11 protein-coding genes and 1 tRNA gene are annotated in these 13,959 nt (G+C 62.4%); 2 read left to right on the plus strand and 10 right to left on the minus strand.

The features are described 5' to 3' along the window. The 3 genes from JM946_RS01575 to JM946_RS01585 all read right to left on the minus strand — a co-directional run bounded on the left by JM946_RS01575 (position 1) and on the right by JM946_RS01585 (position 4,591). Positions 1–2,277: a TonB-dependent receptor gene (locus JM946_RS01575; protein WP_203165385.1), complete on the minus strand. Its 2,277-nt coding sequence runs from the start codon at positions 2,275–2,277 to the stop codon at positions 1–3. 72 nt (positions 2,278–2,349) lie between these two features. Further along, positions 2,350–3,645: a spinster family MFS transporter gene (locus JM946_RS01580; RefSeq protein WP_203165386.1), complete on the minus strand. Its 1,296-nt coding sequence runs from the start codon at positions 3,643–3,645 to the stop codon at positions 2,350–2,352. Positions 3,646–3,850: 205 nt separating this feature from the next. After that, positions 3,851–4,591 carry an AraC family transcriptional regulator gene (locus JM946_RS01585; RefSeq protein ID WP_203165387.1) on the minus strand — a complete coding sequence of 247 codons (741 nt, stop codon included), beginning with the start codon at positions 4,589–4,591 and terminating at the stop codon, positions 3,851–3,853. 230 nt (positions 4,592–4,821) lie between these two features. Between JM946_RS01585 and JM946_RS01590 the strand changes: the two genes are divergently transcribed. After that, entirely contained in the window at positions 4,822–5,814 is a 993-nt protein-coding gene (locus JM946_RS01590) for an alpha/beta hydrolase (RefSeq protein WP_203165388.1), read from the plus strand. Positions 5,815–5,824: 10 nt separating this feature from the next. On the opposite strand, the gene JM946_RS01595 is transcribed toward JM946_RS01590, so the two are convergent. From JM946_RS01595 to JM946_RS01605, 3 genes are read right to left on the minus strand one after another with little or no spacing between them, the layout of a single operon-like run. Further along, positions 5,825–6,190, minus strand: a complete 366-nt coding sequence (locus JM946_RS01595; protein WP_203165389.1) for a response regulator — start codon at positions 6,188–6,190, stop codon at positions 5,825–5,827. A gap of 2 nt (positions 6,191–6,192) precedes the next feature. Beyond that, positions 6,193–7,743, minus strand: a complete 1,551-nt coding sequence (locus JM946_RS01600; RefSeq protein ID WP_203165390.1) for an ATPase domain-containing protein — start codon at positions 7,741–7,743, stop codon at positions 6,193–6,195. 40 nt (positions 7,744–7,783) lie between these two features. Next, on the minus strand, positions 7,784–8,533 hold the full coding sequence (locus tag JM946_RS01605) for a sensor histidine kinase (RefSeq protein ID WP_203165391.1): 750 nt from the start codon (positions 8,531–8,533) through the stop codon (positions 7,784–7,786). A 315-nt stretch (positions 8,534–8,848) separates the two neighbouring features. On the opposite strand from JM946_RS01605, the gene JM946_RS01610 reads away from it, so the two are divergent. Beyond that, positions 8,849–9,568, plus strand: coding sequence for an SAM-dependent methyltransferase (locus JM946_RS01610; protein WP_218042546.1), 720 nt, complete (start codon positions 8,849–8,851; stop codon positions 9,566–9,568). A gap of 286 nt (positions 9,569–9,854) precedes the next feature. On the opposite strand, the gene JM946_RS01615 is transcribed toward JM946_RS01610, so the two are convergent. The 4 genes from JM946_RS01615 to JM946_RS01630 all read right to left on the minus strand — a co-directional run bounded on the left by JM946_RS01615 (position 9,855) and on the right by JM946_RS01630 (position 13,949). Continuing rightward, positions 9,855–9,945: transfer RNA gene (locus JM946_RS01615), tRNA-Ser, on the minus strand. Between the two features lie 204 nt (positions 9,946–10,149). Beyond that, positions 10,150–10,368: a carbon storage regulator CsrA gene (gene csrA, locus JM946_RS01620; RefSeq protein ID WP_116808221.1), complete on the minus strand. Its 219-nt coding sequence runs from the start codon at positions 10,366–10,368 to the stop codon at positions 10,150–10,152. 344 nt (positions 10,369–10,712) lie between these two features. Then, positions 10,713–13,361: an alanine--tRNA ligase gene (gene alaS / locus JM946_RS01625; RefSeq protein WP_203165393.1), complete on the minus strand. Its 2,649-nt coding sequence runs from the start codon at positions 13,359–13,361 to the stop codon at positions 10,713–10,715. Positions 13,362–13,370: 9 nt separating this feature from the next. Further along, on the minus strand, positions 13,371–13,949 hold the full coding sequence (locus JM946_RS01630; RefSeq protein WP_203165394.1) for a regulatory protein RecX: 579 nt from the start codon (positions 13,947–13,949) through the stop codon (positions 13,371–13,373). Positions 13,950–13,959: the final 10 nt, after the last annotated feature.

The following is a 13,959-nucleotide window of genomic DNA, read 5'->3' on the forward strand; positions in this document are numbered from 1 at the left end:
TCAGAATGTTTTTGTGAACTGAACGCCGTAGCTGCGCGGCGCGCCGAAGCGAGAAAAGACATCGCCAAGGAACGGAATGGCGTCCACGCGATACAGCTCGTCCGTTAGATTCCTGCCGAACAACGCCACTTCCCATTGCGCATCGTGAGACTGCAACGCGAGGCGCGCATCCAGCAATCCGAAAGAGTCCTCGAACACCGTGTTCTCGACCAGCCAGGGCATCTCGTCCTGCCATTGATATTCCACTCTCGCCCCCAGCGAGAGCGCATCGTTGAGGGGCACAGTGTAGTCGGCGCCTCCCGTGAAACGAAACTCCGGCGTTCGCGCCAGGCGATTGCCCGACAGATCGATGCCGGCGGAGTCGGTGAAGTCCCGATACTCCGAGTCCAGATAGGAGCCGCTCAACCACAACTGCAACCGGGGCAGCGGTCGCAGTGACAGCTCCAACTCCACTCCATTGATCCGCGCCGAGGCCGCGTTGTCGATGATCAGCGTCAGGCCCGCATCGTCGAGTTGTTCCACTTGCAGATCGTCGAACGATGTATGGAAGACCGCGAGGTTGGCGCGGACGCGGCCGTCTGCCCAATCGGTTTTGGCGCCCATTTCGTAGGTCCAGGCGATCTCCGGGTCGTACGGAAACAATGCGGCCGCCGCCGTGCCAGGCTTTCCTTGCCATCCGCCGCCCTTGAAGCCGCGAGCCGCGCTCACATAGATCAGCGCGTTGTCGGCCGCGCGCCAGTCCAGGCTCGCGCGCGGCGTGAATTCGCTCCAGCTCTTGCTGGTGCGAACGTTCCAAACCTCGGCTCCGAGAGGAGCGACGCAGAACACGAAATCCGGCTGCGCGCCGAAGTCCAGACATTCAGAGCGGTTGCGATAGTTCTTGTCGTCGTAAGTGTAGCGGCCGCCCACGGTCAGTGACAAAGCCTCGCTCATGGTCCAGGTGAGCTCACCGTAGATGGCCGAACTCTTGGTGATGTTCTCCTGATCGTAGATGAACTCGCCGTCGAGAATGTCACCCACGCTGCCCGGACCGAGCACCGAGAGGAAGGTGGTGGCGATGCTGTTATCGACGACGTCGGTGTCCTCGCGCAGAAAGTAAAGGCCCGCCACCCAACTCAGCGCACTACCGTCGCCCGACGAACTCAAGCGCAAATCCTGAGTGATACCGGTGTATTTCTCGCGCTGCGCGTTGGCTGCGTCGGTGAGCGACGGCGGCGACTGCGTGCCCACCAGAGAATACCGGCCACTGAAATCGCCATGACGCACGGCCGATAGATACGTGAGCGTGTGCCCGCCGCCGAGCCGATAGTCGATGCGGGCAGTCAGCCCCGCCACGTCGTGGTCCTCCCATTGAGTCCACGGCGCATCGCTCTCGCGCACGTTGTCGCTCAACAACCCGGATCCCACGACGGCGCCCACTCCCGGCAGCGACGGATCATCCACAGCTCGCCGCGACTGCCCGTTGCTCTCGTTGTGACTGAAATCGGCGACTACCTGGATATCGAGCGCCTCGCTGGGCTGGAACAACAACGAGCCGCGCAATGCATAGTTATCCTGATCGTCGAGCGCTTCATTGAGCAGAGTATTCTGGGAATAGCCGTCATGCTTGCGATAGTAGACGGCCAGTCGACCCGCCACAGTGTCGCTCAACCCGCCGGTGAGGTATCCCGAACCTTCCCACAGATCGCGCCCGCCGAACGCATCGAATTGACCGTAGGAAACGGCCACGCGCGCGGACGTCTCGTTGCTGGGCCGTGCGGTCAGCAGGTTGACCGCGCCACCAACCACGTTCTTTCCGTACAGCGTTCCTTGGGGACCGCGCACGACTTCGACGCGCTCCAGATCGAACAGCGGTGGCGTCGCGGTGCCTCGGCGCCCGACATACACCTCATCGATGAACAAGCCGACAGAAGGCTCCGCGGCGGAACCTGTCAATCGCAACGTACCGATGCCACGGATCACGATTTCCTGCTGATTGCCGATCTGCTGGCCGAACGTGAAGCTCGGCGTGCGGCTGGCGACCTCGGACAGTTCCGTGACGCCCGCTTTGCGCAGGGTCTCTTCGGACAGCACGCTCACCGCAATAGGGACATCCTGCAAGCGCTCTTCGCCGCGGCGCCGAGCGCTCACCAGCACTTCTTCGATCTGGCCGGAGTCGGCATTCGCTCCGGCCGACGCCTGCGAACTTTGCGTGGCGCCCCAACTCGAAGGCGCCAGTATCAGAGTCAACGGCAACGCCGCAACGCGGGGATAAAACAATCGGGCCCTGCACGCCATTGTGAGCTCCTTTCCATCCAACCCCGCGGGGCTGGACTATAGGACCGGTCGGCACCCGCGTACAAGTCGGAGCTACTCGTGCCAGTCGCGCCGCACGTTGCCGGCGGCCAACAGATAACCCACGGCGGCGGGAATGTTTGCAAGCAGCACCGCCAGCAGCCCGTAGCGCAACGAGACCGTCGGCTCTTCGGCAATGAATGCATCGCTCACCATGCCGACCACGAGCGCACCGCCACCGATGCCAAGCAGGTTGCTCACGAACAAGGTCAACGCAACGCCAGTGGCTCGCAAGCTCACACCGGCGACACCATGAGTTGCCGCGAGCGCAGGACCGACATACATCATGCTCGTGAATGCAGCGGGCACGAGCAACATCAAACTGGCGGACGCGGATGGAGTCAGCACCGCGAGCGCATATAACGGCGTCGCAATCACCGTTGCAATCGTTGGCACCCACAGCAGCCAGCGTCGCTCCGTGCGCGACAAACGTGAAGTGATGCTGCCTGCAACGATGGCGCCGAGCCCCGCAATCAGGCCAGTGATGACGGCAAGTGTCGCGCCCGCTTGCGATGGACTCATTGCATGCACGCGCATGTAGAACGCCGGCAACCAACTGGACACACCGTACGTCACCATGGACTGAAAGCCGCCGGCGACAGCAATGAACAACAGCGTGCGCCGACGTAACAACTTGCCCATATCGGACCAGAAGTGGACCGGCGCTTGCGTGGCGGGCGCAGCGCACTCGGGCAACGACATGCCGCGAACCGGTTCGCGCACCGTCAGCAACACGATCAAGGCGACAGCGATGCCAGGCAAGCCGATGATCACCAGCGCCGCACGCCAACCATAGAGCTCGGCGAGCCAGCCGCCACCCAGCAGGCCCAGAAAAATCCCCACCGATGCCCCGGCCGAATAGATGGACAACGCCGTCGGGCGATCCGCCGGTCGAAAGTAATCGGATATGAGTGAATGCGAGGGGGCGACGCAGCCCGCCTCACCGATCGCCACGCCGATGCGTGCCAGTAACAAATGCACGAAGTTGGCTGCCACTCCGCACAGCGCCGTCATCGACGACCACACGATCATGCACACGGTGATCAGTTTGCGACGCGAATGCAGATCCGCCAGCCTGGCCACCGGCACACCGGCCGTCACATAAAACAAAGCGAAGGCGAGTCCGGAGAGCAGCCCGAGCTGTGTATCCGTCAACTGCAGCTCGCGTTTGATGGGCTCGATCAGCACCGACAGCACCTGTCGGTCGACGAAGTTGATGATGAAGACCAACGTCAACAACGCCAGCACATAGAACCGATAGCCTCGCGACACACTGTCGAAGCTCGTCACGGGCGTCGAAATCGATTTCACAAACAGTCCTCGCGGTCCCGGCGGCGGCAACGGGGGCGCTATCATGAGCGAGATTCAAGCCGATGCCGAATACCGGCGGTAAGCGAACGCTGGCGCTGCGTATGCGGACACGCTGCGGAGGCTGGTGAGTCGAGTTGCGCTTAGACCGGCCAGGGCGGTCGACCTGACCGTCCCACGTTCCGAGCACGGAACGCCAGGTCTACGTTTAGGTCTGTTCGTTGATATAACGCGTCGGCGCTGCCCCGAAGGCTTTGCGGAACATGGCAGTGAACGCACTCGGGCTGTTGTAGCCCACATCGAAGGCCACCGCTGTCACCGGCTCCCCGGTCGCCAGCCGCGACATCGCCTCCATCAGCCGAACGTGCTGACGCCAAGTGGCAAAGCTCATCTGAGTCTCGCGACGAAACATCCGAGTGAAAGTGCGGCGCCCCATGCCGGCCACGCGCGCCCAGTCGTCCAATGTATCGGCGTGCGCTGGATCGTCGAGAATGGCGCGGCAGACTTTCAGCAGACGCGGATCCTGCGGCATCGAAATATCCAACGGGATGCTGGGAGCGCTGACGATCTCATCGAGGATCAGCCTCATCACGCGACCGTCGCGCCCTTGCTCCTCGTATTCGACGGGCATGCGTACGGCGGCCAGGATCAATTCACGCAACAGGTCGGAAACTTCGAACACTCTGCACGCTGCGGGCAGATCGCCTCGCACGCGTTCGTCGATATAGAGCGTGCGCACCGACACATGTCCGCGACAAGTCATCTCATGAGCGACGCCGCTTGGAATCCACAACGCACGCTGCGGCGGCAGAATGTAACTGGCGTGATCGGTGGTGATCGAAGTCACACCGGAGATCGCGTACAGCACTTGTGCGCGCTTGTGCGAATGCCGAGGCTGCGTCGAACCCGACTCGTACTCGTCCGCCATGGCGGCGACTGGACGAGGCACGTCTTGATAGTCGATGCTCCGCGTGCTGCGCGGAGGCCCATTGCGAGCCGCTTCACTGGACGCGCGATCGAGCGAAGTTCTGACAGCGCCGCGGCGCTGGCCCGGACGAGATGAATGTTGCTCCATCGGCGACGGCACACCCATTGGTGACTGTTAGCTTCCTCCCCCGCAGCCAGTGATACCACAAAACCGGCTGGCCAGACATGGCGCCGGCCCGGAGACCAAGGACGTTGAGCTATCAGACCCCCGCAATCGATTCGGCGCGCGGCGCCGATCTCGATCCCGAAGTCCGCCAGTTCGTTACCAAGGTGAGCCAGGCGTTCGCCAGCTACCCGGATTTCAACAACTTACCGCTATCGGAAATGCGACGCGCCTGTGAACAGGTGCGCGCGCCCTGGGCGGTCGGCGGCCCAACCATGGCGCAACGGCAAGAGCGCTCGGTGTCAACGCCGAGCGGCGACGTGCGGGTGCGCATACACAACCCGTCGAAGCGCGCGAGCAAACCGGCGCTCATCTATATGCACGGTGGCGGTTGGACAACCTTCAGTATCGATACTCACGACCGGCTGATGCGCGAATACGCCGCCCGCGCCGATGTCGTGGTGATCGGTGTCGACTACGCGCTCTCGCCGGAAGTGAAATTCCCAGTGGCGCAGCAGCAGGTCGCCGCAGTGGTGCGATGGGCTCGTCGACATGGCGCCGAGTTCAACATCGATGGCGATCGGATCGCATTGGGCGGCGACTCCGCCGGCGGCAATCTCGCGATCACGACTGCCTTGCGATTGCGCGATGAAGGCGAGTCGAACGCGGTACGGGCCGTGGCGACCGCTTACGCGGTGACCGATACGCACAGCGCTCCCCAAGCTCTACAGCGTTACGGCCACGAAGGCTACATGCTGGGCGCGGACGAGATGGCCGGCTTCTGGAACAACTATCTCAACAGCCCGGACGAGGCGCGTAATCCACTCGTATGCCCAGTGCACGCCGATCTGCGGGGCTTGCCGCCGGTGTTCATGGTCATTCCCGAGTGCGACATCCTCACCGAGCAGAACTGGCGACTCGCCGATCAACTCGAACAAGCCGGCGTGCAGGTCACGACCTCGTTCTATCCGGGGGCGTCACACAGCTTCCTTGAAGCCATGTCGATCTCGGCTATCAGCAATCGCGCGATCGACGATACCGCGCGATGGCTGCGTGAGATATTGGAGAACGCAGGCTGTTGATCCCGCTATCTCAGGAAGGACTGCCCAGCAGTTGCGCGACGAGATTCAGCACCGCGACGGCGCGGAATGGCTTGCGCAGGAAGCTGTTGTAGCCGGTGCAGGTCTCACGCACTGCCGCCTCGTCGAGCGAGCTCATCATGATCACGGGGATACTGGCGAGCGCGGCATCGTTACGGATCGCTTTCAGGGTGTGGGTGCCGTCCATGATGGGCATCATGTAGTCGAGCATGATCAGATCGGGCTTGAATTCGCCCAGACGCGCCAGGGCCTGCTTGCCATTGATCGCGGTCACCACGCGATAGCCCTCATCCTCGAGGATGGACTGCAGCACCTCGGCGACGCCGAACTCGTCATCGACGACCAGCACGGTTTGCATGCCTAAGCCTTACCACGACGTCGCGCGGGCGCGCGTCGTCCTTTAGCCGGCTTTTTCTTGATGGGCGCCCGCGAGCTTGCTGGCCTTCTGGTGCTGGCGTGCTCGGCGTGCTTGGCGAAGCCGGACAGCGCAGCCTCGGCATTCTCGAAAGTGTCGAGGAAGCGCAGCCCCTGCGGACCGATGTCGAACTCGCGCAGCGAGTGGTCGAACCCACCGCCCCGGATCTTCATGATCGAGATCAGCCGGCGCAGCCGCCCCTGGTACTCCGAGAAACGCAGCATGATCATGTTCTCGGTGATCGCCGAGATCCCCTCGATGGGCAACCTCATATCCGGGCCGATCAGGTTATCGGTCTCGACCGCGCACACCGTCGTGACATTCAAGCTCCGCAGCTCGTTGCAGACCGCGGCGAAGAACGGACCAAGTCGCTCCTTCGTCTCGGCGGCCGCGGCGAAGCCGCCCCAGCCGTCGATGAACAGCCGTCGCACCTTGCGTCGGCGCACAGCGTCAATCAGCTCGTTGCCGAGACTGTCGAGAATGCGCTCGATGGGCGGACGCCAGAGCACTTCGAGATGACCCGCCGTGACCAGCGATTGCAAGTCGATGCCCAGCAGCTGCGCATTGGCGATCAGCCGCTGCGGCGATTCATAAAAGCCGAAATGCAAGCCGGGCTGCTGCTTGCTCGACTCCTGCAGGAATGCCATGCCCAGCGTCGTCTTGCCCGAACCCGACGCACCGAGCAGCAATGTCGAGGTATCGGCGATCAAGCCGCCTTGGGTCATGCGATCGAGCTGCTCGACACCGGTGGAAATCTGGCGATCGCTTTCCACGCCGGCATTGCGCAGGAAGCGCGACTCCGGCCGGGGATGCACCACCAGACCGTCGTTGGTGATCTGAAAAGGATGCCGGCCGCGCAGGCTGCTGGAGCCCCGGAATTTGCGCACCTCCAGCTCGCGCTGGCGACGCTTGCCATAAGGAACGTCTTCGAGAGTGATCAGACCGTCCACCATCGTGTGTTCCGGGTGGTACTCCCCCCGCCGACCATTGGTGAGCAACAAGGTGCAACAGCCGGCCGTCGCCGCGTGGGCCTGCAGTTCATGAATGAACTTCCGGAACTCTCGATCCGAGGTGCTGGTTTCCTCGACCGCGATCAGGCCGTCGAGAATCAGGATGGTCGCCTCGTGCGCGCGCATCTCTCGGCGCAGCAGATCCATCATTCCCTTCAGGCCGTTCTCTTCCAGCACCCGAAACGCGCTGATGTAGTACACGTACTTGGGAATCAGACGGCCATCGTAGAAGCTCATCTGTTCCAGATGCTGGAGCATGCGTGCGTGGTTCTCGGCCAGCAGCGTCACGAACAGCGCGCGCTTGCCCTGGCGGGCATGCTGAAAGCAGATCTGGTTGGCGAGAATGGTTTTGCCGGCGCCGGGCGTACCGCGCACGATGTAGACGGCGCCTTCGAAAAAGCCGCCCTTGAGCACCTCGTCCAGACCCGGCACGCCGGTGGCGATCCGCTCCAGTCCCGTGTCCTGATTCGTGTCTTTGTTATTCACGTGACCGTGAACCCTCCTGAGCCAAGCATGTCAGCCGAGTTTACCGTGTGGCGGTGACATCGCGGGGCAACCGCATGATGAACGTGGAGCCCACACCCGGCTCGCTCTCCAGCTCCAGCGTGCCGGCCTGCGCCTCCACCAGCTTGCGCGACAACCACAACCCAATGCCGAAACCGCCGCTGCGCGCTCCGGATGCCTGCTCGAAACGCTCGAAGATCCGCTCGCGATCGGCGGGCGCGACACCGATCCCGTGATCGACTACTCGCACCATCACCCATGCCGGATCGCTGGCCACGTGGACGGTGACCGGCTCGCCGTCGCCGTAGCGAATCGCGTTGGAGACCAGATTATCCAGAATCTGCTCGGTGGCGAGCCGATCCCAGGTGCCGGACACCGGCGGGTCGAGCTCACAGTGCAAAGTCGAGCCGGCCCGCGCGGCGAGCGGTTCGTATTTGCGCACGCAGTCGCTCACCAGCTCGCATAAGTCGAAGGTGCTGGGCTCGAGACGCACGGGCCCCGCATTGAGTCGCGTGATTTCGAGAAGCGCGGTGGCGCGCTGAACGTAGTGGTCGACGGCTTGCGATAACAGCTCCAGGCCATGGAGCAAAGCCGGCGAGACCTGCTCGCGGCGCGCGCGGGAGACCAGCAGCTGCACTTGCCCGACGATCGGCGTCATGGGATTGCGCAATTCGTGAGCTGCAATCGCAATGAACTCGTCCCGAGCCGCAATCGCCGCACGCAACTCTTCTACGAGGCGCTCGTTGTCCGCGGGGGGCAAGGGCGTGGTCATCCCATATGATCGTCCGGAAAATCGTGCGCGATTATAAGCAGCCCCTTCCGCAGCGCGCGCGATTTTGTGGGTAGTCATTCGCTGACAAACATCGGCTAAAACAGGAGACTTGTCGGCGCTCATAGATAAGAATCGCGCTTCGACCAGACGACTCGAGTACCGACGATGCTTTCATGGCGACTGTGGCTTCATGCCAGTCGGACCTTTTGGTGCCTGCTTCCGCTTCTACTGCCCAGCCTCGGCGTTGCTGCCGAAACATACGCTCGATGCGAACAGCAGTTTGCGCCGCGCAGTGGCGAACCCGGCAAAGACGTGATGTGGGTGGCGACCATCGACTCGGTCGTCGATGCGATGCTCCGCGCAGCCCGGGTCACCGACAAAGATCGCGTGATCGATCTGGGTTCGGGGGACGGCAAGATTCCGATCGCGGCGGCGAAACGATTCGGCGCCCATGCGCTGGGCATCGAATACAACCAGCAGCTCGTCGAGCTCGCCCGCTGTTATGCCCGCGTCGAAGGACTCACCGGCAAGGTGCAGTTCGAGCAAGGCGACATATTCTCGACCGACTTCAGCCACGCAACGGTGCTCACGCTATATCTCGGACCGACGGTCAATCTCAAACTGCGTCCGAAGCTGTTGAGCATGCGACCGGGCACACGCATCGTCTCAAACACCTTTGACATGGCGGACTGGCAGCCAGACGAGCTCATCGAAGCGGATGTCGGCAATACTCGCGCGTTCCTGTGGATCGTGCCGGCGCGCGTCGCAGGCGACTGGAAGTTCACCGAGGTCGGCGGCTCGGACTCGTTCACCGTCCGGCTGCAGCAGCGCTTTCAACAACTGGAGTCGTCGCCCGCCGCGCAATCGCGGCTGGCCGTGCAAGGCGGACGGCTGGTGGGCAATCGGATGGAGATGGTGGTGCAGGGACTGGAGTCCGATCCCACGACCCTGACGGGCGAAGTGAGCGGCGACCGCCTGCTGCTCGCGACCACCAAAGCCCGCACGCTGCGACGCTACGTGGGCGCGCCGATGTAACAAAATGTCACAGCTCGGTCGGAAGCGGGGGGCCGATGAGGGCCTCTCACCCAGTCTTGTCCGCCAAATACAAAAGCCCGCCTTCGAGGGCTTTTTGGATCTGGCGGAAAGTGAGGGACGACACGAAGTAGCTCCCTGTACTTCGCCCTTCGGGCGACCTGAAAGTCGTGCAAAACGACTGTCCTGCCCCACATGTATTTACATGGGTCGGACCCTCGGCGCGGGGTTGTCGATGCCTCACCGAGCCCGCCATACAAAAAAACCCTCTTACGAGGGTCCTTTGATATGGCGGAGAGTGAGGGATTCGAACCCTCGATGGGCTTTTGACCCATACACCCTTAGCAGGGGTGCGCCTTCGACCACTCGGCCAACTCTCCGGCGCGGGACTGCCAGGGCGTGACGCCCCAGGAATGCTATTCGCAAACGGGGGCTTCTGGCCCCAGGTCCGCGAAGGCCGGCAAGAATACTGGCCGTGGCCCGTGAGGTAAAGGGTCCGAGCGCGATGCAGTGCATCTGCTCATAGTCTCGCGGGAGTGGCGGGCCACGTCACCCCGCGAACAGAACGGTAACGAGCTACGAACTCAGGAGCCCGCGCCGGTGATGGGACGCTTTGCCGCGCCACCGCCCGCCGCCTGTTCCTCACGCTTGATGCGCTCGTAGATCTCTTCACGATGCACGGCAACCTCTTTCGGCGCGTTCACACCCACACGCACCTGATTGCCTTTGACGCCTAGGACGGTCACTGTGATGTCGTTACCTATCATCACGGTCTCACCGACGCGCCTTGTCAGAATCAACATGGTTCGCTCCTTGCTGTCAGCCGAATGATCAAGTTGCGTTTGCCGGCGGTGGAATCACCGCCCTCCCACAGCACTCGCACTTTTCATTCAAATCGAGAGTAGGTCAGCTGCTCGGGTAATGGGGATCGGGATTTCCCTGAATATCGAAATTACCCTCACAAGAGTGACAATATATTTTTTAATATGTTCGCACTATTTAAACTTGAGTGCGACCCGAATTTTCCCCAGTATCAAAAAAATCATACTCATGAGTTTTCAGCCGACATAGCGCGGCAGCCCGACGAGGCGCGGAGTAGACCAGCTTCCCTGCGGCCGTGCAGTTCGCGCAATCACTGTTGACAGTTTCAGGCGGATTTTGCCGCAACTTTGGACTCGATCCAGTTGGCGACGCCGGCCAAAGCGGTATCGAGTTGCGTGGGATCGTTGCCGCCGGCCTGCGCCATGTCGGCGCGGCCGCCACCTCGCCCGCCGACCTGTTGCGCGACAAAGTTAACTAAATCTCCCGCTTTCACCCTCGCCGTCTGATCCGCCGTCACACCCGCGATCAGCACGACTTTGTTCCCTTCCTGCACCGACGCAAGCACGATGGCCGCGGAGCGCAGTTTGTTCTTCAACTGATCCACGGCGTCACGCAGCGCCGGCGCATCGGCTCCGTCGACGCGCGTGGCAACTACTTTCAAACCACCGACGTCGACCGCAGTGCTCGACAGGTCGTTGCCTTGTCCACTGGCGAGTTTGGACTTGAGCGCGGCGACTTCTTTCTCCAGCTTGCGGCTGCGATCGAGTAGCTGCCGGACTTTGTCCTCGACGTCCTCGCGACCTGCTTTCACCAGCGAAGCCACGTCACGCAGCACGCGATCCGTCTGCGAGATCCATTCGTACGCGCCTTGACCGGTGACGGCCTCGATACGCCGAATGCCCGCGGCCACGCCACCTTCGCTGACGATCTTGAACAAACCGATTTCGCCTGTACGACTTACATGAGTGCCGCCGCACAGCTCGGTGGAGAAGCCGCCGAAGCTGAGCACGCGCACCTGGTCGTCATACTTCTCGCCGAACAATGCCATCGCGCCCGAAGCCACGGCATCGTCATACGCCATCAACTTCGTCTCCGCCGCCGAATTGGCACGGATCTCCGCGTTGACCATCTCTTCGATCTGCCTCGACTCTTCTGGCGTCAGCGCCGCGAAATGTGCGAAGTCGAAACGCAGTCGATCGGGCGCGACCAACGAGCCCTTCTGAGTCACGTGAGTACCGAGCACCTTACGCAAAGCCGCGTGCAGCAGGTGTGTGGCCGAATGATTGGCCATTGTCGCGCGACGCCGCTCTACGTCGACACGCGCCTCGATCCGCGCGCCGACGCGCAGTTCGCCAGAACTTACTCGACCGACGTGCGCGAATGCGCTACCGATCTTCAGAGTATCGAGCACCTCGAACTTAGCTCCGTCGCCGAGCAACTCACCAGTGTCGCCCACCTGCCCCCCGCTTTCTGCGTAGAAGGGCGTGTGGTCGAGAATGACTTGCCCTTCTTCGCCTGAGCGCAGCACGTCGACGCGCTCTTTGCCGCGGAGGATGGCGACGATCGTGCCGCTGCCCTGGACGCTGTCGTAGCCACTGAAGATGGTCTTGTCGTCCAACGAAATGCCGGCGCGCAGATCGACGCCGAACTTGCTGGCGGCACGGCCGCGCTCGCGCTGCGCTTCCATCGCGGCTTCGAATCCTGCTTCATCAATCGTGAAGCCGCGCTCACGCGCGATGTCCGCAGTGAGATCCAGCGGGAAGCCGAAGGTGTCGTAGAGCCGGAACACGGTTTCGCCGGGAATCTGCTTGCCCTGCAAAGAGCCGATCGCCTGATCCAGCAAAGCCATGCCTTGCGAGAGCGTTTCCGCGAAGCGTTCTTCTTCTTGCTTGAGCACGCGCTCGATCTGCGCTCGCTGCGTGCGCAGTTCGGGATAAGCCTCGCCCATCTCCTTTTCGAGCGCGCCCACCAACGTGTAGAAGAACGGCTGCGTTTGGCCGAGCTTGTAACCATGGCGCACGGCGCGGCGAATGATGCGACGGAGTACATAGCCGCGACCTTCGTTAGCGGGGTACACACCATCAGCCACGAGGAACGAACACGCGCGAATGTGATCCGCGATCACGCGCAGTGAGCTCGAGGACAGATCCTTGGTGTGAGTCGCTTCGGCGGCGGCCTTGATGAGGTTGACGAACAGATCGATCTCGTAGTTCGAGTGCACGCCCTGCATCACCGCGGCCGTGCGCTCGAGGCCCATACCGGTGTCGACCGAGGGCTTGGGCAGCGGAGTGAGCTTGCCCTCCTCCGAACGCTCGAACTGCATGAACACCAGATTCCAGATTTCGATCCAGCGATCGCCGTCCGCGTCCGCCGAGCCCGGCGGGCCGCCCGGAATGTGCGCGCCGTGATCGTAGAAGACCTCAGTGCACGGACCGCACGGGCCCGTCTCGCCCATTTGCCAGAAGTTGTCCGAGCCGCCGCCCGACTTGTCGCCGATGCGCACAATGCGATCCGCGGCCACGCCGACATCCTTGTGCCAGATGTCATAAGCCTCGTCGTCGGTGTGATACACCGTCACCATCAATCGCTGCGGATCGATGCCCAGGTACCGCTGGCCGGTGACGAACTCCCAGGCAAAGCGAATGGCGTCGCGCTTGAAGTAGTCGCCGAAGCTGAAGTTGCCCAGCATCTCGAAAAAGGTGTGATGCCGGGCCGTGTAGCCGACGTTCTCGAGATCGTTGTGCTTGCCGCCGGCACGCACGCAGCGCTGTGAGCTGGCGGCGCGGCTGTAGTTGCGCTTGTCCTTGCCTAAAAAGACGTCTTTGAACTGCACCATGCCGGCGTTGGTGAACAGCAGGGTCGGGTCGTTCCCCGGCACCAATGAGCTGGAGGCCACCACCTGGTGGCCACGCTCACGAAAAAAATCGAGGAACAGCGCGCGAAGTTCGGCGCTCGACAGGCGCTTGGCAGTCATGAGAAACCGTCAGGATTGATCCGGATCGAATCCTCCGCCCGGATCGAAGTCCTTTTCCGGCTCGTCGTCCACGTCAGGATCGAACTTCAGGGCGGCGCGGATCTGATCGCTGTGAAAACCGCGATATTGAAGGAACCGCGCCTGCTTTGCACGTTCAGCGGCGGTTTTCGGCAGCCCCTCGCCGAACTTGCGCCGCCGAACCTCGGCCGCCAGCCCGTTCCAGTTACGGTCGGTGGCGCCCATCTCCTGCTGGATCTGGTCGTCGGCGACGCCCTGCTGCCGCAGCTGCGCCCGGATGCGCACCGGGCCCTGGCCGCGGCGGGCATGGTGGTGAACATAATTGGCGGCGAAGCGCTCGTCGGAAACCCACTTTTTCTTGCCTAGCTTATCCAGCACGGCCTCTATGCTGGCCTCGGGGTAGCCCTTCGCGGCCAGCTTGCGCTTCAGCTCCTCGGTGGAATGCTCACGGCGCGAAAGCAAGCGCACCGCCGCAACTTCGACTTCCTTGTCCCGCTGCCTGGCGCGCTCGACTTGCTGTTCGGGGGTCAGCTCCGCTTCGACCTCGGGCAGGCCCGAGGCCTCGAACAACTCCCGCGTG

This window comes from Steroidobacter gossypii (assembly GCF_016801985.1).
In the GTDB taxonomy this organism is placed as follows: Bacteria; Pseudomonadota; Gammaproteobacteria; order Steroidobacterales; family Steroidobacteraceae; genus Steroidobacter; species Steroidobacter gossypii.

Excerpts from the sequence above, each read along its gene's own strand:
- alaS (WP_203165393.1), bottom strand. The coding sequence starts at position 13,361 with ATGACTGCCAAGCGCCTGTCGAGCGCCGAACTTCGCGCGCTGTTCCTC.
- JM946_RS01595 (WP_203165389.1), bottom strand. The coding sequence starts at position 6,190 with ATGCAAACCGTGCTGGTCGTCGATGACGAGTTCGGCGTCGCCGAGGTG.
- JM946_RS01575 (WP_203165385.1), bottom strand. The coding sequence starts at position 2,277 with ATGGCGTGCAGGGCCCGATTGTTTTATCCCCGCGTTGCGGCGTTGCCG.
- csrA (WP_116808221.1), bottom strand. The coding sequence starts at position 10,368 with ATGTTGATTCTGACAAGGCGCGTCGGTGAGACCGTGATGATAGGTAAC.
- JM946_RS01605 (WP_203165391.1), bottom strand. The coding sequence starts at position 8,533 with ATGACCACGCCCTTGCCCCCCGCGGACAACGAGCGCCTCGTAGAAGAG.
- JM946_RS01610 (WP_218042546.1), top strand. The coding sequence starts at position 8,849 with ATGTGGGTGGCGACCATCGACTCGGTCGTCGATGCGATGCTCCGCGCA.